The organism is Jezberella montanilacus (assembly GCF_003003055.1).
Taxonomy (GTDB): domain Bacteria; phylum Pseudomonadota; class Gammaproteobacteria; order Burkholderiales; family Burkholderiaceae_B; genus Zwartia; species Zwartia montanilacus.
Genome location: NZ_PVTV01000011.1, coordinates 716,017 through 735,552, shown reverse-complemented (window position 1 = coordinate 735,552; position 19,536 = coordinate 716,017). Strand labels below are relative to the sequence as shown.

Annotated in this window: 19 protein-coding genes and 1 tRNA gene; 15 read left to right on the top strand and 5 right to left on the bottom strand. The window is 50.6% G+C overall.

The genetic code is table 11. The features are described from left to right. Positions 1 to 2: 2 nt before the first annotated feature. Together BCM14_RS05045 and tsaE are read right to left on the bottom strand one after the other, a co-directional pair. Positions 3 to 1,355 carry an N-acetylmuramoyl-L-alanine amidase gene (locus BCM14_RS05045; protein WP_106226857.1) on the bottom strand — a complete coding sequence of 451 codons (1,353 nt, stop codon included), beginning with the start codon at positions 1,353 to 1,355 and terminating at the stop codon, positions 3 to 5. Beyond that, positions 1,307 to 1,855: a tRNA (adenosine(37)-N6)-threonylcarbamoyltransferase complex ATPase subunit type 1 TsaE gene (tsaE, locus tag BCM14_RS05040; RefSeq protein WP_106227056.1), complete on the bottom strand. Its 549-nt coding sequence runs from the start codon at positions 1,853 to 1,855 to the stop codon at positions 1,307 to 1,309. The genes BCM14_RS05045 and tsaE overlap by 49 nt, the downstream gene beginning before the upstream one ends. A gap of 194 nt (positions 1,856 to 2,049) precedes the next feature. On the opposite strand from tsaE, the gene BCM14_RS15255 reads away from it, so the two are divergent. Continuing rightward, complete coding sequence (locus BCM14_RS15255) at positions 2,050 to 2,280, top strand: hypothetical protein (RefSeq protein WP_259673423.1); 231 nt, start codon at positions 2,050 to 2,052, stop codon at positions 2,278 to 2,280. A 31-nt stretch (positions 2,281 to 2,311) separates the two neighbouring features. Here BCM14_RS15255 and BCM14_RS05035 read toward each other — a convergent pair whose 3' ends face one another. Beyond that, positions 2,312 to 3,205 (bottom strand): AEC family transporter, encoded by an 894-nt coding sequence (locus BCM14_RS05035; protein WP_106226856.1) that lies wholly within the window; start codon positions 3,203 to 3,205, stop codon positions 2,312 to 2,314. Between the two features lie 94 nt (positions 3,206 to 3,299). Between BCM14_RS05035 and BCM14_RS15250 the strand changes: the two genes are divergently transcribed. The 14 genes from BCM14_RS15250 (at position 3,300) to garD (ending at position 16,574) form a co-directional block, all read left to right on the top strand. Further along, positions 3,300 to 4,295: a tripartite tricarboxylate transporter substrate binding protein BugE gene (locus BCM14_RS15250; protein ID WP_106226855.1), complete on the top strand. Its 996-nt coding sequence runs from the start codon at positions 3,300 to 3,302 to the stop codon at positions 4,293 to 4,295. Beyond that, entirely contained in the window at positions 4,296 to 5,195 is a 900-nt protein-coding gene (xerD, locus tag BCM14_RS15245; RefSeq protein WP_106226854.1) for a site-specific tyrosine recombinase XerD, read from the top strand. It begins immediately after the preceding gene. A gap of 20 nt (positions 5,196 to 5,215) precedes the next feature. Then, positions 5,216 to 5,291, top strand: a tRNA-Arg gene (locus tag BCM14_RS05020). A gap of 65 nt (positions 5,292 to 5,356) precedes the next feature. Next, positions 5,357 to 6,385 (top strand): LacI family DNA-binding transcriptional regulator, encoded by a 1,029-nt coding sequence (locus BCM14_RS05015; RefSeq protein ID WP_106226853.1) that lies wholly within the window; start codon positions 5,357 to 5,359, stop codon positions 6,383 to 6,385. Between the two features lie 123 nt (positions 6,386 to 6,508). Continuing rightward, the gene (kdgD, locus tag BCM14_RS05010; RefSeq protein ID WP_106226852.1) at positions 6,509 to 7,420 is read left to right on the top strand and encodes a 5-dehydro-4-deoxyglucarate dehydratase; all 912 of its coding nucleotides are present in this window, start codon (positions 6,509 to 6,511) and stop codon (positions 7,418 to 7,420) included. Continuing rightward, entirely contained in the window at positions 7,417 to 8,376 is a 960-nt protein-coding gene (locus BCM14_RS05005; protein ID WP_106226851.1) for a Bug family tripartite tricarboxylate transporter substrate binding protein, read from the top strand. The genes kdgD and BCM14_RS05005 overlap by 4 nt, the downstream gene beginning before the upstream one ends. Positions 8,377 to 8,406: 30 nt before the next feature. Beyond that, a complete protein-coding gene (locus BCM14_RS05000) occupies positions 8,407 to 9,171 on the top strand; it encodes an SDR family oxidoreductase (RefSeq protein WP_106226850.1) in 765 nt (254 codons plus the stop codon). Positions 9,172 to 9,181: 10 nt separating this feature from the next. Beyond that, positions 9,182 to 10,135 (top strand): 2-hydroxyacid dehydrogenase, encoded by a 954-nt coding sequence (locus BCM14_RS04995; RefSeq protein WP_106226849.1) that lies wholly within the window; start codon positions 9,182 to 9,184, stop codon positions 10,133 to 10,135. A gap of 44 nt (positions 10,136 to 10,179) precedes the next feature. Next, positions 10,180 to 11,163 carry a Bug family tripartite tricarboxylate transporter substrate binding protein gene (locus BCM14_RS04990; protein ID WP_106227055.1) on the top strand — a complete coding sequence of 328 codons (984 nt, stop codon included), beginning with the start codon at positions 10,180 to 10,182 and terminating at the stop codon, positions 11,161 to 11,163. 23 nt (positions 11,164 to 11,186) lie between these two features. Continuing rightward, on the top strand, positions 11,187 to 11,999 hold the full coding sequence (locus BCM14_RS04985; RefSeq protein WP_106226848.1) for an NAD-dependent epimerase/dehydratase family protein: 813 nt from the start codon (positions 11,187 to 11,189) through the stop codon (positions 11,997 to 11,999). 40 nt (positions 12,000 to 12,039) lie between these two features. Beyond that, on the top strand, positions 12,040 to 13,026 hold the full coding sequence (locus tag BCM14_RS04980) for a TRAP transporter substrate-binding protein (RefSeq protein ID WP_106226847.1): 987 nt from the start codon (positions 12,040 to 12,042) through the stop codon (positions 13,024 to 13,026). A gap of 85 nt (positions 13,027 to 13,111) precedes the next feature. Continuing rightward, on the top strand, positions 13,112 to 13,606 hold the full coding sequence (locus tag BCM14_RS04975; RefSeq protein ID WP_106227054.1) for a TRAP transporter small permease: 495 nt from the start codon (positions 13,112 to 13,114) through the stop codon (positions 13,604 to 13,606). After that, positions 13,597 to 14,949, top strand: a complete 1,353-nt coding sequence (locus tag BCM14_RS04970) for a TRAP transporter large permease (RefSeq protein WP_106226846.1) — start codon at positions 13,597 to 13,599, stop codon at positions 14,947 to 14,949. Before BCM14_RS04975 ends, BCM14_RS04970 begins: the two co-directional genes overlap by 10 nt. Positions 14,950 to 14,984: 35 nt before the next feature. Then, positions 14,985 to 16,574: a galactarate dehydratase gene (gene garD / locus BCM14_RS04965; RefSeq protein WP_106226845.1), complete on the top strand. Its 1,590-nt coding sequence runs from the start codon at positions 14,985 to 14,987 to the stop codon at positions 16,572 to 16,574. Positions 16,575 to 16,579: 5 nt separating this feature from the next. Here garD and BCM14_RS04960 read toward each other — a convergent pair whose 3' ends face one another. Both BCM14_RS04960 and BCM14_RS04955 read right to left on the bottom strand, forming a co-directional pair. After that, on the bottom strand, positions 16,580 to 17,380 hold the full coding sequence (locus BCM14_RS04960) for an SDR family NAD(P)-dependent oxidoreductase (RefSeq protein WP_106226844.1): 801 nt from the start codon (positions 17,378 to 17,380) through the stop codon (positions 16,580 to 16,582). A 54-nt stretch (positions 17,381 to 17,434) separates the two neighbouring features. Continuing rightward, entirely contained in the window at positions 17,435 to 19,531 is a 2,097-nt protein-coding gene (locus BCM14_RS04955; RefSeq protein ID WP_106226843.1) for an acetate--CoA ligase family protein, read from the bottom strand. Positions 19,532 to 19,536: the final 5 nt, after the last annotated feature.

Here is a 19,536-nt window from a genome sequence, read left to right as displayed (position 1 = left end):
AGTTAACCGACCATCGCCAAATGTGGATTGGCGACGAAAAATCGTTGAATGCCTCCGACCAAGGCGACCGCAAACTTGTCCTGATCTGCGGCGTTGCGCAACATGCGTTCTTCTTCAGGATTACTGATGAAGGCAGTTTCAACCAGAATAGAGGGGATATCAGGTGCTTTGAGGACGGCAAAGCCAGCGCGTTCTACTGAACTTTTGTGTAAACGGTAAACATTTTTTAATTCATTCAGCACGCTATCACCGACTTTTAGCGAATCGTTGATTTGAGCAGTGGTGGACAGATCGAGCAGAACCTGAGCAATTTGTGGATTTTGTGTTCCTAAGTTCACGCCACCAATCAGGTCGGCGGCGTTCTCTTTGTCGGCTAGCCAACGAGCCGCTGAGCTCGACGCCCCACCTGAAGACAAGGCGTAAACCGAACTACCGCCAAGCGTAGGCTTCACCCAGGCGTCCGCATGGATCGAGACGAATAAGTCAGCTTTGATGCGACGGGCTTTTTCTACTCTCACGTTTAGCGGCACAAAGTAATCCCCATCGCGAGTCAGGTAGGCACGCATGCCAGGTGTTGCGTCAATCCGAGCTTTAAGTTTAAGGGCGATGGCCAGTACCACGTCTTTTTCACGAGTACCTCCGCCCCCAATTGCCCCCGGGTCTTCGCCACCGTGGCCCGGATCTAAAGCAACTGTGAGTGTTTTTCGGCGACCTAACTTACCACCCATCTCTTGACTCGGACCAAGCACCTCATTCGTCTGATTCATCGCTGTGGATGAGGGCGGCGCACTAGCCGCTTGCTTGCCGATATCCTCCAGGATTTTGGCTAAGGGATCATCTTCTGTTTTAGTCGGTCTGTTTTTTAGCAACGCAGCCAAAGGATCCTGCGCTGCTTTGGGATAAAAATCGAGCACCAGGCGATATTGATAATCACCTACTGGCTTCAGAGTGAACACCTGCGGTGCAATGGCCTGCTTTAAGTCAAAGACCAATCGCACAACGCCAGGTCGATTTTGCGCAACCCGAATGGTGCTGATGTTGGGATCGTCAGACTTAACTTTGCGAACGAGATCGTTCAGACCAGAGCTCATATCCAAACCCTGAATGTCGACTACGATCCGGTTTGGGCTCTCTAAAACAAAATGTTCTGCTTTGAGTTCACTGTCGAGTTCGAGTGTCACGCGTGTGTACTCGCTCGCAGGCCAAGTTCTTACCGCCAATAGCTTTGACGCCAGGGCAAGTCTTGGAAGAACCGGTAACAGTAATACGGTCGTTGTGCTCAGCAGGCGGCGTCGCCCAAGACTCTTCACTCGCTCGGGTGAGTATCCAGGTGGGACGTCAGCGTGGTGAGCCATGAGACCCCCTTTTGTGTCTGCGCGGTGAGACTGGCACTACGACCATCCCCCGCATAGCTAAGCTCAATGAACAAGTCTGGTGCGCCTAGTAATTCATCAGCACGTTCAGGCCATTCGATCAGCACTAAAGCATTGTTCGTGAAGATTTCTTTAAATCCAGCGTCTAGCCATTCTTTTGAGTCGCTAAATCTATAAAAATCAAGATGATACAAGTATAAGCTAGAAACTTGATAAGATTCAACTAAAGCATAACTTGGGCTTTTGATGCGACCAGTCACCCCGCACTCGCGTAATAAAGCTCGCGTCAACGCGGTCTTGCCCGAACCCAACTCACCTTTTAGATAAATCCGTCCCCCTGCCTGGCTGCCTGGCTCAAAATGCCCCGTCACACTGCTCGTCAGATCTGCTGCCACGTGCGCCAAGGCTTGGCCCAACGCTACCGTAGCTTGCTCATTTGGCAGGTCCATCTTGAGCCGATGCGTGTTTATTTCATCAGACATAGTTAGTTTCTAAAAAATGAGACACGTTAATTTCGTTACTTGAAAGACCGCTGATGCAGCGCTTCGGCCCCAACGTAAAAGTATAGAGAGTCTCTCTACAAATTAGTCAAAACACCCCAAGAATAAGGGATTTAGCTTTAAGCGACATGCGGCCACAATAAGGCTTGCTGATGCTTAAGTTGAGGGCCTGCGCCATGCGAAATCATTTTCTCGATCAATCAAATGAGCAAGAGACATTGGGGCTCAGTGTGTCTCATCGTTTAAAGTCATACAGTAGCGATGAGTTGAACGTCATCATCTCGTCTTTCTTGCGCCAACATGAATATACGGTGCTTTCCCATTTCCTTGATCACTACCTTGACCACAAGCGGGGATCCGGCAACCAAGCGCACGGGCAAATGGCAAGTACTGCCAGTCCCTGCTGAAAGATTTAACGGACGCTGTTGACTTCACACACTAGCTGCTAAAGATCAACCAAAGTGGGATGGTAATCGCAGATAGTGCGGTACCGATTGATATCACTAAACCCGCCAAATTTGCGTCTCCTCCCATCCGAGCTGCCAGCACATAGGCAGCTGTGGCGGGGGGCATGGCTGCGAACACAATCAGCATTTGTCGTTTAAGGGGATCTAGTCCGAAAGCCGAGCCGATGAGCCAAGCGGCGATCGGCAACAAAAGAAGCTTAACGGTTAACAGCCATCCTACCAAGTGGTAGTTTTTGCCTTCGCTCTGCCACCTCAGGCTCGCGCCGACGCAGAGCGTACCCAAAGGGATAGCTGCTGCGCCAAGTCGACCCATAGATACTTCAATGGGCGTCGGCAGATGCAATTGGGCTAAGTTGCCGATTAGGCCCAGGACTGTCGAGATCAGCAGTGGGTTACGTATGAGGGCGCTCCAGATATTTGAGCCATGGTGGCGCGCTAGCGGATAGACGGCGGCGAGATTGACGACCGGAACTGAGAAACCGACGATCAAGGCCATCAGCTCTTGCCCTTTTGTACCGGCCAGAGTCAGTGCCAGAGCAAGCGCAATATAGGTGTTGAAACGATAGCCGCATTGCGCAGCGGAGGCTTGTGCCAAGGCTTGTCCTCGAAAAAATGGAGCAACTAACCAAGACAGGACAACACCAATGACGCAAAGTAATACTGCTGCTAAAAATAAATCTGAGGCGCCACTACTTCGAATGGGGGCCTTCAAGACAGATTGAAATAACAAAGCCGGAAACAATACAAAATAAACTAGTTTCTCCAGGCTCGAAAAAAACTCGCGAGTGAAGCCGAGTTGACGGTTGAGTAGGCACCCAAAGGCGATGATTAAAAAGTCCGGTAATACGAGTAAAGCGATGGACATAGGATGAGCTTAGGTCAAGGTTTCAAGTTGTTATTTTGGTGTGATCATCAGGGGACCAATGCTACTATTGATGACTATATTGTCAGGAGTCCGAATGAAGAACGTTATCAGGATTGGTGTCGCCTTGTCGGCAACGGTTAGCCTTGCCACTTTGTCGTCAGTTGTCGGTGCGCAAACTAACGCTCAAAACTACCCAAATAAACCGATTCGAGTAATCATACCGTTCGCGCCAGGTGGCTCGGCTGACATTATCGGTCGTCTGGTCACACAACGGATGTCGCAAGAACTGGGTCAACCGGTCGTTGCTGAGAACAAAGCTGGTGCTGGGGGTGCAATTGGTGCAGCCGAGGGTGCACATGCCAAGCCTGATGGCTATACTTTGACAGTTGCCACCGTGTCGACGATGGCGGTGTTACCGGCTTGCCGGCCCAAAGACTTGCCGTACAACCCGGTAAAAGACTATGCACCAGTCACCAATTTTGCGAACACCGCAAATGTGATTGAGGTCACGAATAAATTCCCTGCCAAAGATTTTAATGGGCTCGTTGAAGAACTAAAGAAAAATCCAGGCAAATATTCCTATGGCAGTTCAGGTATTTGCAGCATCCTGCACTTGTTTGGTGAGTCGTTCAAACTCGCAACTGGTACCGACATTGTTCATGTCCCTTACAAAGGCGCGGGTCCTGCGGTAGCTGATGCGGTCGGTGGTCAAGTACAGATCATGTTTGATAATTTGCCCTCTTCGATTGCGCAAATTCAAGGCGGCAAATTGCGTCCGATCGCGGTTGCCTGGGATAAGCGCCTCGATAATCTTAAGGATGTTCCAACCTTGGCTGAAGTCGGATACCCGCAGTTGAATCAGGCAGTTTGGTACGGGCTCGTTGCGCCGGCTGGTACACCTAAAGCCATCATCGCCAAATTGAATGCTGCGGCGGCTGCTGCTTTGAAAGACCCGATTGTCGTGAAAGTACTCGAAGAGCAGGGCTCATCACCCTCTGGCAATAGCCCAGAGGATTTCGCCAAAGAGATCAAAGCCCAAAATGACTGGGCCAAAGATGTCGTCGTAAAACAGAAGATAGAGCTGCAGTGATTGGCTAAGCTCGAGTCCGAGGCCATTACTGCATTTATTGATGCGGTGTGGCTGGAAGACGGTCTATCCGCTAATACTTTAGCGGCCTATAGACAGGACTTAACTGGCTTTGATGAGTGGTTGCGACTCGAGAAAAAAATCGATCTTGATCAAGCTGCAGGTGCAGACATCGAGGCTTGGTTCGCCGCCAAGCACGCAGTCACTAAAGCCAGTACCGCCAATCGCAGATTGGCGACACTCAGGCGATATTACCTGTGGGCTCTTCGGCAGCATCGTGTTACCGCTGATCCCTGTTTGCAGCTTGTAGCAGCTCGGCAACCATTGCGTGTGCCTAAAACCTTATCCGAGACTCAAGTAGAAGCATTGCTTGCACAACCCGCGGTTCACCTGCCCAGAGGATTGCGTGATCGTGCGATGCTCGAGGTGCTCTACGCAACCGGGCTGCGCGTATCCGAGCTTGTTGGCATTGCCGTCCTTGATATCAGCCTGTCTGATGGGGTCGTGAGGGTCGTGCAAGGCAAAGGGGGTAAGGATCGCCTTGTGCCCCTTGGGGCAGAAGCTGCTCACTGGGTGTCGACGTATTTAGCAGAGGCACGCCCTCAACTACTGGGCCAGAGGCTTTGCCCCGCATTATTTGTGACAGCAAGGGCTGCCGCGATGACCAGGCAGTCCTTTTGGCTGTTAATTAAAAAATATGCGGTAATGGCCGGTATCCACTCACCGCTGTCACCCCATGTTTTGCGACATGCCTTTGCTACCCATTTACTCAATCACGGTGCAGACTTGCGGGTTGTTCAGATGTTGTTGGGGCATTCTGATATCTCTACCACCCAGATATACACGCACGTTGCACGCGAGAGGCTGAAAAGCTTGCATGCTGCGCATCATCCTCGCGGCTAGATTAAACTATCGCCTGGTTTGCCGCCGTAACTCAGTGGATAGAGTACCTTCCTCCTAAGAAGGGAGTCGCACGTTCGATTCGTGTCGGCGGTACCACAACTTGCCCAGCAGGCGATGCTGGTCTATAAGATGATGCCGTTATCATCTAAGTAAAAAATTACATGCAACCGAACGATCCAATCAAGCGGTCACGCCGAAACTCTGGTGCGGTCACAGTGCGTGACGTCGCCAAAATTGCTGGCGTAGCACCGATTACGGTTTCAAGAGCCATCAATCACCCTGAAACCGTGTCTGCTGAGCTTTTGCGACGAGTACACGACGCCGTCGCCAGAACAGGCTATGTACCTAATTTAATGGCCGGTAGTTTGTCCTCTTCGAAAAGTAAACTGATCGCCGCCGTCATACCCAGCACGGTATTTTCGGTTTTTACCGAGACCATCGAGAGTCTTAACAATGCGCTCTTCGACGCTGGGTATCAGTTGATGCTGGGGCAATCTCAATATCTTGCTAGTCGAGAAGAAGCGCTTCTCGGCGCTGTTATTGGTCGCAGACCAGATGGTATTTTTCTGACAGGCATTATGCCGCCCAGCAATGCACGTAAGCGCTTGCTCGCGTCGGGTATCCCCGTGGTTGAAACCTGGGATTTGACGCCCACGCCAATCGATATGCTGATCGGCTTCTCGCACCATAAGATCGGTCTTGCTGTAGCGGATTACTTTATCAGCAAAGGTTATCAACGCTTCGCGTCCGTGCGCGCGTCGGACGAACGCGCCGATCGAAGAATGTCTGCTTTCGTCGAGCGTGCTGCGCAGCAAGGCTTACCGCCCGTTCAGGTGATTAACGTTGGATCAGAGAGAACGTTGACGAGAGGGCGCCAAGCATTAGCCGAAATACTCGAAAACACAACCAGGGTAGATGCTGTTTTTTGCAGTTCTGACTTGTTGGCGTTGGGTGTGCTGACCGAAGCGCGAGCGAGAAATATCCGTATCCCCGACGGGCTTGCTGTAATGGGTTTTGGCGGAGTGCCTATTATTGAAAACATGATCCCAGCGTTATCGACCGTCCAGATCAATTCAGGCAAAATTGGTGCGCTAGCTGCTGAATATTTGATTGCAAGAGCAGAGGGTAGGGTCGTTCAGATGCCCACCGTTGACGTAGGGTTCTCTATTCACGAGCGTGATAGTACCTAAGCAGCGGTTAATCAGCTAAATAAGGGTAATTCCTTATTATTTTGAAATTGACAATTGATATTTGGTACCGCTACCATAATGTTTGGTACCGGTACCATTTCAACTCACTTTTAAAAAAATACGATGAATCCACAACACCTCAAATCTATTGTTTCAAGCGGTTTGCTGTCATTTCCCGTGACTGATTTCGACGTTGATGGTCATTTCAATGCGAAAGGGTATGCATCCCGCCTGGAGTGGTTGGCCCCGTATGGTGCAACGGCATTGTTTGCCGCCGGGGGCACTGGTGAGTTCTTCTCCTTAACAGGTGAAGAATACCCAGAGATCATCAAGACTGCCGTGCAAACTTGTCAGGGTAAGGTGCCGATCATTGCGGGTGTGGGTGGTTCAACGCGTTTTGCGATCCAGTGTGCCCAAGAAGCAGAGCGATTAGGGGCGCACGGCATCTTGCTGCTACCTCATTATCTGACCGAAGCAGGGCAAGAAGGTTTGATTGCTCACGTTGAAGCCGTGTGTAAAAGCGTGCAGTTTGGTGTCATTGTCTACAACCGCAACGTTTGCAAGCTGACACCAGAGTCCTTGGCTATCTTGGCAGATCGCTGTCCGAATCTGATTGGCTTTAAAGATGGAGTAGGTGACATCGAAACCATGTCGTCCATCTATATGCGTATGGGAGATCGCTTCTCATATCTTGGTGGTTTGCCTACGGCAGAGGTCTACGCAGCCGCTTATAAGGCTCTGGGGACGCCTGTTTACTCGTCAGCAGTATTTAACTTCATACCGAAAACGGCTATGACCTTCTATCATGCCGTGGCAAACGATGACATGGCGACCCAGCATCAGTTGTTGCGCGATTTTTTTATGCCCTACCTTGCTATCCGAAACAAAATGCCGGGTTATGCAGTCAGTATTGTCAAAGCCGGTGCTAAGTTAGTCGGGCATGATGCGGGTCCAGTGAGGGCTCCGTTGACTGATTTAAAACCCGACGAGATGCGGGCGTTGTCAGAACTGATCGAACAGCTTGGGCCGCAATGAGTCGGTTCATTTGCGCATTCGTGTTGGGGATTTGGTTCACTCTTGGGTGGGCCCAAGCCGATTATCCAACGCGATCCGTGACCTTGATCGTGCCGTTTCCACCAGGGGGTGGGACTGACATCGGGGCGCGAATTATCGCAAATCAGTTGACCCAAAGATGGGGGCAACAAGTGATCGTGGAAAACAAAGGGGGAGCTGCGGGTCAGATTGGTGCCGACACAGTTGCCAAGTCCACCCCTGACGGTTACACCCTATTGATGGGCAATATCGGTACACAGTCTATCAATCCCTCGCTCTACCAGAACTTACCATATGACGCGGATAAAGCGTTTGCACCTGTCGCGATGGTGGCGGAGCTACCGCTGGTGATGATGATCAACCCTTCAGTTAAGGCTCAAACAGTCAAAGAGTTTGTTGCTTTAGCAAAGAAAGACTCGAGCATGAGTTACAGCAGTTCAGGCTCAGGCAGCGCACCGCATCTTGCCGCTGAGATGTTTGCCGCAGCTACCGGTATCAGTATTCTGCACGTGCCTTATCGGGGAGGCGGGCCAGCGGTAGCGGATCTCTTGGCTGGCCACGTTCAATTGTCGTTTATGACCGTGTTTGAGGCCAGTAGTCACATCAAGGCAGGCAAACTAAGAGCCTTGGCTGTGACAAGCGATCAACGCGTGCAGGCCTTGCCTGATGTCCCAACGATGAGTGAGGCTTATTTACCAGGATTCAATTCCATCAGCTGGCTTGGCTTGCTAGCTCCAGCAGGTACACCATCAGAGGTTGTACAGAAAGTAGCCAATGATGTTCAAGCACTGATGAGCCTCGACGACGTAAAAGCAAGATTCGTCGATCTTGGCGCCGTGCCGACAGGCTTAGGATCAATGCAATTTTCAACTTTGATCGAAACAGATCGTGTTCGTTACGAAAAAATTATTCGAGATAGAAAGATTTCTGCCAATTGACCATTTCACAACATAAAAAAAGAAGACAAAATGACTAAGCTTACCGACAATAAAGTCGTTTTAGTAACAGGCGCTGGCAGTGGTGTAGGGCGCGCAACGGCTCTTGCGTTCCTGCAGTTGGGATACACCGTCGTACTGACGGGTCGCCGCCCTGAGCCGTTACAGGCGATTGTCGAAGAAGCACTCGGTCATGGACAACAAGCGATCGCAATCCCTTCGGACGTACGAGATGTAAATAGTGTTGAACAGCTCTTTGCGACAGTGGAAAATAAGTTCGGCCGCCTAGATGTGTTGTTCAACAACGCAGGTGTCAATGCGCCCGCATTAACAATCGACGAGCTGCCGCTAGAAAAATGGAAAAATGTCGTCGATACAAATATTACCGGCGTGTACTTGTGCGCGCGAGCGGCCTTTGGCTTAATGAGACGACAAACGCCTCAAGGAGGTCGCATTATCAACAATGGCTCGGTCTCGGCGTACACGCCCAGGCCATTGAGTGGTCCTTACACGGCTAGCAAGCACGCTGTCCTTGGACTAACTAAAAGTATCGCTTTGGATGGACGTCAGTTCAATATTGTTGCTAGTCAGATCGATATTGGCAACGCGCTCACAGAACTGTCTGTCCGAATGAGTAAAGGGGTTTTGCAAGCAAACGGAGCGATTGCAATCGAACCCATGATCGACGTTAAGCACATTGCAGATGCAGTTTGTCACATTGCGGGGTTACCGCTGAGTGCGAATGTATTAAGTATGACCGTAATGGCCAGCAACATGCCATTCGTCGGCCGTGGCTAGGAGATCTTCAATGAAGGCTGAAATCCTCCAGCTCAGTCCAATCCTAATTGCCTCAATCAATGATCAGCTCGAAGCAAAATACCGAGTTCATCAGCTCTTTAAACAGGTTGACAAAGAGGCCTATCTGGCCAGGCATGGTTCCGGTGTGCGCGCCGTCATAACGGGTGGACATACCGGAATATCGAATGCACTAATGGATCAGCTTCCCGCTTTACAAGTGGTTGCTATTAATGGAGTCGGCACAGACGCGGTTGATTTGAATTATGCGCGGGCACGCGGAATTGCCGTAACCGCCACACTAGGCGCGTTGACAGAGGATGTGGCCGATTTGGCAATCGGTCTGCTAATTGGTACTTGCCGAGGTATGTTCTCTGGTGATAGGTTCGTGCGAGAGGGCAAATGGCCTGCCAACCCACAACCAAGTGCCATCCCCTTAGCCCGTCGCTTCAGTGGCATGAACCTGGGTATCGTTGGCATGGGGCGCGTAGGCAGAGCGGTCGCAACCAGAGCCGCTGCCTTTGGCTGCGTTATTCGTTATAACGACTTGCGGTCAATGCCAGACGTGCCTTACGAGTACATGAGTACGTTAAAAAATTTGGCGCTTAGCAGCGATGCGCTGGTGTTGGCGGCTGCCGCAGATCAGGCCGAAGGGATCGTCAATGCGGAAATATTGAACGCTTTGGGTTGCAACGGATTTATTGTCAACATCGCTAGAGGCAAGCTAATTAATGAAGCAGACCTCGTGAACGCCTTGGTTGAAAAGAGGATTGCCGGTGCTGGTTTGGACGTCTTTGTGGATGAACCAAACGTACCATCCGCTTTGCTCAAGATGGATAATGTGTCGTTGCAGGCTCATCGAGCCAGCGCAACTATTGAGACACGCACTAGCATGGGTGAGATGGTCTTAGCTAGTTTGGAGCAGGCTTTGAGTGGTTTGAGGCCCGAAGCTAGCTTGACGACATGAACGACTCAGAGACTCAAAACGATAACGAGGAGGCGATGATGAATATGAGAACTTTGATTGTAAAGACGTTGATATTACTGTTGGTCACCGCTGTATCGATCGTGACACAGGCACAAGCGAGCAGCGCCGCGGACGCGTTTCCGAATCGGCCCATAACGATTATTGTCGGCTCTACGCCTGGTAGTACGACCGACGGTTTGGCTCGTGCCTTGGGGGTCGAAATCACTAAGGCAACAGCGCAAACCGTAATTGTCGATAATCGTGCTGGGGCGTTTGGCGGTATTGCTGCGCAAGCAGCTGCTCGAGCCGCACCAGACGGTTATACGCTTTTCATTACGACCAACACGACACAGGCAGCAAATCCCCATTTGCTGAGACAACTGCCCTATGATCCCATCAAAGATTTTGAACCAGTGGGCCGCTTAGTGCAAGGATACATGCTGATGGTGGTAAATCCTGAGTTGAAAGTACAAAGCGTGAATGACTTCATTGCCATGGCCAAACAAGCACCGGGTAAGTTTAACTATGGCTCTGGCAGCTCATCTGCGCGAGTGGCGGCTGAGTTGTTTCAGCACATGAGCGGTACAACACTTAACTACGTGCCCTACAAAGCAAATCCTGCAGCTGTGATGGGCCTGGTTGGCGGACAGACTGACATGATGATTGTTGATCTTACGACTAGTTTGCCGCAAGTTAAGTCGGGGAAGCTGCGTGCATTGGGTGTGAGTAGCCCCACTCGCTCGACGCTATTGCCTGACGTCCCAACAATTTCAGAAGCTGGCTTAGCTGGTTATGAAGCCCATCACTGGAACGCGCTATATGCGCCGGCGGGAACCCCTCAAGACCTTATCGACAAATTGAGCAAGCTAGTTCGCAAAGCGATGGCAAGTGAGTCATTGAATAATTTCGCACAGCAAAACGGGATGGAAGTTGCTATGACGTCACCTATTGAGTTAGCCAAGTTTCAGCTTGATGAACTCGAAAGTTGGGGACGGATTATTAAACAAGCAGGCATTGAGCCTGAATAAAAAGTTCTGGAACACAGCGAGTAATAATCGTGAAAACACATCATCGTCTTTTACTCACCGGCGCAGCGGGCGGCTTGGGCCGCGAGCTACGTACACGTCTGAAAGCTAACTGCAGTGTTTTGAGGCTGTCAGATATCGTCGCCCTTGAGACAGCCGAATCGTCGGAAGAAATCACAACAGGCGACTTAGCCAATGCAGCCTTTGTAAGCGCCTTGGTGAAAGATGTCGATGCAGTCATCCACCTTGGCGGGATCTCCGTAGAGGGCTCATTCGGTCCTATTCTTCAGGCCAATATCCTCGGTTTGTACAACCTTTATGAAGCGTGCCGTATCGAAGGTGTCAAGCGCGTGATCTTTGCCAGCTCGAACCATGTGACGGGTTTCTACAAACAAAGTGAAACGATTACGCCAGCGCATGCGCCGAGGCCAGATAGCCTATATGGCGTGAGTAAAGCCTTTGGTGAAGACCTGTCGCGTTTCTATTTTGATCGTTATGGCATCGAAACCGTGTGTATTCGGATCGGTTCCTCCTTTGCTAAACCTAAAGACAGAAGAATGCTTGCGACCTGGCTCAGTTTCAATGACTTGCATCGACTAATCAGCGCGTGTTTGAGTGCGCCCGTTGTGGGACATTCTATCGTTTATGGTGCCTCCAATAACTCAGTGTCCTGGTGGGATAACAGCGCAGTCAAACACCTAGGTTTTGTACCGCAAGACTCAGCCGATGTATTTAAAGAAGCAACCTTCGCTGAGACTGTATCCCCAGATATTAATGATCCAACTGCCCAGTTCCAGGGGGGAGGATATGTAGTACTGGGGCCTCAGGGATTTATCTAAAGTTCATTTTTCATTACACAACAACAAGAGGGGATTCACTATGCAATTTAACTATTCAAAAACAGTGCAAATCGTGTTGACGGCAGTCTTGGCTTTAAGTGCAACGGCATCCATGGCACGTGTGTTCAGATCCGCGGACGTTCACGCCAAGGATTTTCCAACCAATCAAGCGGTCGCTCATATGGGCGAAGAGCTTTCTGCCGCAACGGGCGGTAAGGACAGCATTAAAGTGTTTGGAGACAGCGCGCTTGGGTCTGAAAAGGACACTATCGAACAAGTCAAGATTGGTGCCTTGGATATGGTTCGTGTCAGTTCAGCCGCCTTCAACGGAATCGTTCAAGAATCCTACATACCCTCATTGCCGTTTCTGTTTAGAGATATTAATCACCTTCGTGCCACCATGTATGGTGCTCAAGGCGAAAAGATTTTGGCGGCATTCGAAAAAGCAGGCTTTGTTGGATTGGCTTTCTACGAAAGCGGGGCTCGCTCGATTTACGCTAAAAAACCAATCAAATCTGTTGCCGACACAAAAGGCATGAAGATCCGTGTCATTCCATCTGATTTGATGGTCGGTTTGGTTAGCGCAATGGGCGCATCACCAACTCCCATGCCCTACGCAGAAGTTTACACAGGTTTGAAAACCGGTTTGCTTGACGCTGCCGAAAACAATTACCCATCGTATGATGAAGCCAAACATTTTGAATCAGCGCCTGTTTATTCAGAGACGATGCACGTTATGACGCCAGAGGTTTTGGTGTTCTCGAAGAAAGTCTGGGATACCTTGAAGCCAGAGGAACAAGATGCGTTGCGTAAAGCAGCTAAAGCTTCGGTTCCATACTACGTGAAACTCTGGGAAGCAAAGGAAAAAGATGCAAAAGCAGCTGCGATCAAAGGCGGCGCCACAATCGTCCCAGCAGCAGAAATTGATCGCCAGGGGTTTGTCGAAGTAGAAAAACCCGTTTGGGAGAAGTTTGCGACTACCCCTGAGTTGAAAGCGCTTGTCCAGGAAATCGTCAACGCCAAATAAGACGATTCAAACAAATCATTTGATCAAAAACAAGATCAGTCCTCAGGCTGGTCTTGTTTGATAGCAACCAGGATGGATGCTGAACATGAATAATCTAAACAGGCTTAACGCAAAGCTCTCGCGTTACTCGCTCTATGTAGCTTGTGCTTGCTTGACCGGCTTGCTGTTAGTGGTGGTGTATGGAGTGGTTATGCGCTATGTCTTTAACAATGCGCCACCCTATGTCGAACAAGTCGCTCTTTTATTGGTGATCTCCGTCGCGATGTTTGGGGCAGCTTCCGGTGTTCGTGATGCCGGGCACATTGGTTTAGATTCAGTGGTCGCTTTGCTACCAGCAAAAATCCAGCGCTGGTGTTCTGTCTTGGTGTATGTCCTGACTATTTGTTTTGCCCTACTGCTACTGGCGGGAGGCTATGAAATGGCCGTATCGACTTTCGCAACAACGATACCGACTATCGGTGTTTCAGAGGCATGGCGATACGTGCCTGTCATACTCGCCGGCATTCTGATCAACTTGTTTAGTGTTGAGCACATTGTTGCCCTGTTGCGCTTTCAAAAGGTAGTCCCATCATGGCACTGACAGTTTTGTGTATTAGCTTTCTGGTTTTTCTCGTTCTTGGCGTACCTGTCGCTTTCGCGATTGGCCTGAGCTGTTTGGCAACTTTCTACGTTGAGGGTTTGCCCTTCGAAACAGCTATTCAGATGATGACGTCTGGGATGAATGTATTTAGCTTTTTGGCAATACCATTTTTTATCTTCTCGGGCGAACTGATGTTGCACGGCGGTATCGCGGACAAGATTGTCAACTTCGCCAGAAGCTTGGTGGGCCACTGGCGCGGTGGCCTTGGCCTGGCAAACGTCTTCGCCTGTACCCTGTTTGGCGGGGTGTCTGGGTCACCAGTCGCGGATACATCGGCGATGGGCGGGGTCATGATCCCCATTATGAAACGCGAAGGCTATAGCGCCGCCTACGCGGTCAATGTGACCACACATGCGTCGTTGTCCGGCGCACTGATGCCGACATCGCACAATATGATCATCTACGCTTTTGCAGCGCAGGCCGCAACAGGCACGATTGCTGGACATTTCATTAAAGGGGTTTCAATTGGTGATCTGATGTTCGCCGGACTAATCCCCGTCTTTTGGATCATGGTCTGTATGCTGGTGGCTGCCTATTGGCAAGCCGTCAAAAACGGTTACCCCAAGTTAGCTGATGGTTCGACCAGAGTCGAGAAATTCCCGGGTTGGGATAATGTCCTTCGGTTCTTTATTGCGTCCATGCCTGGGCTGGGTGTTGTGGTTATCATTCTTGTTTGTATATTGGAAGGGGTTGCGACGGCAACAGAAGCTGCCGCCATTGCAGTCACTTACGCGCTATTTCTGACTGTTCTTATCTATCGCACCATGACGGTCGACAAGCTGCTGAAATCGCTAACGAAGGCTTCAAAGACCACGGGCGTGATTTTGTTATTGATCGGTGTCTCTAACATGTTGCGGTATCAGATGGCATATCTAGAAATCCCCGACGTCATCGAACAGGCACTATTAAGTGCGACACATGAACCATGGCTGATGCTGCTGTATATCAATATCATCCAGATATTTTTAGGTATCTTTTTGGATATGGCTGCCCATATTCTCATTACAACGCCTTTGTTTTTGCCGTTGGCCATTCAAATGGGCGTTGGACCTGTTCAGTTCGGCATGATGCTACTCTTGAATTGTGCACTCGGCCTCGTGCATCCGCCAGTCGGTTCAGTTCAATTTATCGGCTGTGCGATCGGGAAAATATCCATCGGTGAAGCGACCAAGTCCGCATGGCCATATTATCTGGCGATCTTTGTGGCAATTACCTTAGTCACTTACGTGCCTTCGTTTTCTACCTGGTTGCCAACACTCATCACCGGTCACACCGTTCTGTAACCTCAGTTGATAGCAACAAAAGCGACTTTTTGAACATGATCTTTAAAACAACCGAGCACGTGACGCCCCACGAGATACCGCGTTATGTCAAGATGCACGACCTTGATAACGTCGCTATCGTTGTCAATGACAAGGGGCTTGCTGCGGGTACCGTATTGGATACGGAGCTAGTTCTGAAAGACCGAGTGCCTCAAGGTCACAAAGTATCGTTGGTGGATATTGAACAGGGCGAAGTGATACGCAGGTATAACGTCGTCATTGGTCGCGCGCTTAAACCTATCCCAAAGGGTTCCTGGGTTCACGAGCGCTTGATTGAGATGCCACCAGCCCTTGGGTTTGAGGGATTGCCAATCGCTACTTCGCCTGCGCAAGTTTTGCCTGCACTGGACGGATATACCTTTGAGGGTTATCGAAACAAGGATGGGTCGGTGGGCACCAGAAATATCCTTGCTATTACGACCACCGTTCAGTGTGTATCAGGCGTCGTTGCTTACGCCGTCGATCGAATTAAAAATGAGTTATTGCCAAGATATCCTAATGTGGATGACGTGGTCGGGATCGAGCACACGTACGGTTGTGGCGTCGCGATCGAGGCCAAAGACGCGATTATCCCAATCCGCACGCTTCGCAATATCAGTTTGAATCCTAACTTCGGAGGCGAATTGCTTGTGGTTAGTTTGGGTTGCGAGAAACTGCAACCTGAGCGGATGTTTCCCCCCGGCAGCTTTCCTGTGCGAGTTGAGAGTCTTGAAGCGACGGGTCCCGAAACGGTTTGCTTACAAGCTGATCATCACGTGGGTTTTATGTCGATGATCGATGACATTGTTCAAACCGCCAAACCCCATCTTGAACGCTTGAACGCGAGGCGCAGAGAAACTTGTCCTGCCTCAGATTTAGTGGTGGGCGTTCAATGCGGTGGTAGCGATGCCTTTAGTGGCGTCACAGCAAATCCCGCCGTTGGGTTTGCGACGGATCTTTTGGTGAGAGCTGGGGCCACTGTGATGTTTAGTGAAAACACCGAAGTTCGGGATGGCGTTGATCAATTGACTATGCGGGCTGCCACTGAAGATGTCGCCCGTGACATTATTCAAGAGCTATCTTGGTACGATAATTATTTAGGCCGTAGCAAGGTCGACCGCAGCGCGAATACGACACCTGGTAATAAAGCGGGTGGGCTATCTAACATTGTTGAAAAGGCGATGGGCTCAATTGTCAAAAGCGGATCAAGCCCGATTAATAGTGTTTTAGCACCCGGTGAGAAACTCAAGCCTGACCAGAAGGGTTTGGTTTTTGCGGCGACACCGGCCAGTGATTTTATTTGTGGCACGCTGCAATTAGCCGCGGGCATGAATGTTCATATCTTTACGACAGGGCGGGGCACACCTTACGGCTTAGCTCAGTGTCCCGTGATCAAAGTCGCGACTCGCAATGATCTCGCAAGACGGTGGCACGATTTGATGGACGTCAACGCCGGCAGAATCGCAAGTGGCGAAGCGAGCATTGCTGACGTCGGCCAAGAATTATTCGAAATGATCCTGGCGGTGGCGAGTGGCAAAAAAACGTGGGCCGAACACTGGAAAATTCATAATTCATTGGTCTTGTTCAACCCTGCGCCCGTGACTTGATCTGCCTAGCCACATCTCACCGACATCCCGCCATCGACAACAATCTCCGTACCGGTTACAAAGCGGGATTCGTCTGAGGCTAGGTACAACGCAGCATTTGCGGTGTCGCGACCATCACCCATGAATGGCAGCGGAATGCGTGCCTGGCGTTGCGCCAATAACGCCTCAACGTCACCACCGGTTCTTTGGCCGGCCAATCTCACCTCGACCATTGGGGTGTGAAGCTGGCCCGGGATAATCGTATTGACCCGAATGCCCTGCTTGGCGTACTGAATAGCAACGACTTTAGATAACTGGATAACGCCCGCTTTGGTTGCTGCGTAAGCGACTTGCGCAGAGCCAGTCCACCTTGTGCCTGAGGTTGAGGCAATGTTGATGATGGATCCGGCACCTTGCGCTTCCATTACAGGCAAAACGTGTTTGCAAGAAAGAAAGACACTTTTAAGGTTGTGATTGATCTGACTGTCGAAGACCTCTTCAGTCATTTCAACCGGGCCACCTGCGGCAGAGCCCCCCACGTTGTTGACCAGAATATCAATGCGACCGAACTGAGCCAGACACTGCTCAACGATTGTTTTGATATTTGCGCTTTTCGTCACATCGCACACAGCTGTCACCATTTGGCCGCCTGCTTCATTGACACGATTGACAGTCTCAGTCATCCGGTCCAGTTCTCTGTCGATGCCAAAAATGCTCGCGCCTTCCTCTGCAAATCTGACTGAGATTGCCCGGCCATTACCCCAACCGGGTCCGACTGATCCAGCTCCCATCACGAGAGCTATTTTTCCTTCTAGACGACGGCTCATGCGTTTTCCTTATTGTGAGACAGCTGAGTGATATGCCCGCTGCTTGAGATGTAATTAGTTGAAGATCGCAATGCCATCAGCAGCCTTGACACCCTGCCCCTCAACAAAAACAAAGAGAGGGTTGATTTCGCATTCGATCAGATTGTTACCTAGGCAGGCCACTAGCTCAGAAAACTGAACGATGGCTTGAACCAAGCTCGCCACATCGCACTTTGGCTTGCCGCGATAACCATCCAGTAAAGGCCAGGTTTTGAGCGCTTTCAGCATCTCGAGTGCCTCTGTTTCGTGCAGCACAGTACCTGGTGTGAGCAATCTAATGCTCGTATCGTTGAATAGTTCGGCAGTCACACCACCCATGCCTACTAAAATCCCTGTTCCCAGGGGATCACGGTGCATGCCGATCATGAATTCAAGGCCGCCGCTCACCATTTCTTGAACCAGGACTTGCTCGACTTCCACGCCAGCGCGCGCCCTAACGTCTGACATCAGCGCGGTGATTCTGTTGGGGATATCGTTAATCCCGACATTCAAGGCCACACCACCCACATCAGTCTTATGCAGAATTGTCTTGGATACTATTTTCAAAACGATCTTGTCACCAAACCCTTCAATTAACTGAAGGTTTGGGTTCAGTGCGTTAAGCACGACTTCTTTGACCTTGGGAATGCCGAATAAGGAAAAGAGAACTTTGGCCTCGTGTTCATCCAGTGAGCCATGAAGCGCTGAGCTGTCAAGTGTTGCAGGGGATTGAGCCAAACGCCCCCTCACTGGCACGCCTTGCAACATTTGGCTGGTGTGCAACATGCTTCTTAACGCAACGCTGCAGCTTTCAGGTTGAGTAAAAGTGGGGATGCCTTGCTTGGTCATCAAAGCAGCTGCCACCGGTGAATGCGGGCTAGCATAGGCGATCACGGGTTTGTCACTTGCATCCATGCAATCCCGCACAGCGCTCGCCATCAGATCTGGCATGGCTAGGCTCGACGAACCGAGAATCAAAATCAAAGCGTCATAGCTCGGACTATCGAGCAAAGCACGGATCGCACCCCTTAGCAGATCAGGCTGCAAACCAGCCAGCGTGACATCGATTGGGTTTCGATCTAATACTGCCTGATCCCCTGGTTGCAACGCACGAAGCCGTTCTGCAGTCACTTCATCTGGTGCGGGTGTTTCAAAGCCGCTGACACCCAAGCCGTCAGCGACAAGTGTGCCGGCACCGCCTGTAGAAGTAAGAATGGCAACACGATTTCCCTTTAGCACTCGACCAGTCGTCAAGGCAGCAGGGATATCCAAGAAGTCCGAGAAGTTATCTGCGCGAATAATGCCGACCTCTTTAAAGAGTGCGTCATACATCTTGTCGGCACCGGCTAAAGCACCAGTATGTGAAATGGCGGCTTTCATGCCAGCTTCTGATTTGCCTACTTTGTATACAACAATTGGTTTTCCTGCGTGTCTGGCTTTTAATGCCGCAGCGCGAAACTGTTGCGGATGTCTAATGCTCTCAACGTAAAGCAAAATCACTTTGGTACTTGGATCGTCGGCTAGATAATCAATGAAATCAGCTAAACCTAAGTCAGCTTCGTTGCTTGTTGATACCAATTTAGCCAGACCGATACCGGCTGCAGCAGCACGAGAGAGCAAAGATCCCAGAATCCCTCCGCTCTGCGAGATCACACTTACTGAACCCTTGGGGAACTCGCTCATCTCAAGTGCACTGCTCGGGGATAGGGGGATGTCGTCAGTTACATTGACCATCCCAATCGTATTGGGACCGAGAATCCGCATGTTGCCTGCTGCGGCAACGAGCGCCTCTTGACGTTTCAGGCCCTCGGGGCCGTGCTCGGCAAAACCACTGGTCAGCACGATTGCTGCAGGTGTGCCGCGCGCGGCTAATTCACTCACAGCGCTAAGTGTCTTGTCGGTGCCAACCAGGATAATTGCCACATCGGGTGTCTCTGGCAGTGAACCGATGTCAGGGTAGCAAACTAAGCCCGCGATTTCTTGAACTCTTGGGTTGACTGGGTAAATCTTTCCCTTAAAGTGATGCTTCTGCAGATAGGCGATCGGACGCCCCGCCGTTTTCTTGGGATCTGTCGATGCGCCAATGATTGCAATACTTTTTGGCGTCATTAATTTGCTAACTGCGTCGGTCATGTCAA

What these genes read in the sequence shown, in the direction of transcription:
- BCM14_RS05045 (WP_106226857.1), bottom strand. Translation starts at nt 1,355, where the DNA reads ATGGCTCACCACGCTGACGTCCCACCTGGATACTCACCCGAGCGAGTG.
- tsaE (WP_106227056.1), bottom strand. Translation starts at nt 1,855, where the DNA reads ATGTCTGATGAAATAAACACGCATCGGCTCAAGATGGACCTGCCAAAT.
- BCM14_RS15255 (WP_259673423.1), top strand. Translation starts at nt 2,050, where the DNA reads ATGCGAAATCATTTTCTCGATCAATCAAATGAGCAAGAGACATTGGGG.
- BCM14_RS05035 (WP_106226856.1), bottom strand. Translation starts at nt 3,205, where the DNA reads ATGTCCATCGCTTTACTCGTATTACCGGACTTTTTAATCATCGCCTTT.
- BCM14_RS15250 (WP_106226855.1), top strand. Translation starts at nt 3,300, where the DNA reads ATGAAGAACGTTATCAGGATTGGTGTCGCCTTGTCGGCAACGGTTAGC.
- BCM14_RS05015 (WP_106226853.1), top strand. Translation starts at nt 5,357, where the DNA reads ATGCAACCGAACGATCCAATCAAGCGGTCACGCCGAAACTCTGGTGCG.
- kdgD (WP_106226852.1), top strand. Translation starts at nt 6,509, where the DNA reads ATGAATCCACAACACCTCAAATCTATTGTTTCAAGCGGTTTGCTGTCA.
- BCM14_RS05005 (WP_106226851.1), top strand. Translation starts at nt 7,417, where the DNA reads ATGAGTCGGTTCATTTGCGCATTCGTGTTGGGGATTTGGTTCACTCTT.
- BCM14_RS05000 (WP_106226850.1), top strand. Translation starts at nt 8,407, where the DNA reads ATGACTAAGCTTACCGACAATAAAGTCGTTTTAGTAACAGGCGCTGGC.
- BCM14_RS04995 (WP_106226849.1), top strand. Translation starts at nt 9,182, where the DNA reads ATGAAGGCTGAAATCCTCCAGCTCAGTCCAATCCTAATTGCCTCAATC.
- BCM14_RS04990 (WP_106227055.1), top strand. Translation starts at nt 10,180, where the DNA reads ATGAGAACTTTGATTGTAAAGACGTTGATATTACTGTTGGTCACCGCT.
- BCM14_RS04980 (WP_106226847.1), top strand. Translation starts at nt 12,040, where the DNA reads ATGCAATTTAACTATTCAAAAACAGTGCAAATCGTGTTGACGGCAGTC.
- BCM14_RS04975 (WP_106227054.1), top strand. Translation starts at nt 13,112, where the DNA reads ATGAATAATCTAAACAGGCTTAACGCAAAGCTCTCGCGTTACTCGCTC.
- BCM14_RS04970 (WP_106226846.1), top strand. Translation starts at nt 13,597, where the DNA reads ATGGCACTGACAGTTTTGTGTATTAGCTTTCTGGTTTTTCTCGTTCTT.
- garD (WP_106226845.1), top strand. Translation starts at nt 14,985, where the DNA reads ATGATCTTTAAAACAACCGAGCACGTGACGCCCCACGAGATACCGCGT.
- BCM14_RS04960 (WP_106226844.1), bottom strand. Translation starts at nt 17,380, where the DNA reads ATGAGCCGTCGTCTAGAAGGAAAAATAGCTCTCGTGATGGGAGCTGGA.
- BCM14_RS04955 (WP_106226843.1), bottom strand. Translation starts at nt 19,531, where the DNA reads ATGACCGACGCAGTTAGCAAATTAATGACGCCAAAAAGTATTGCAATC.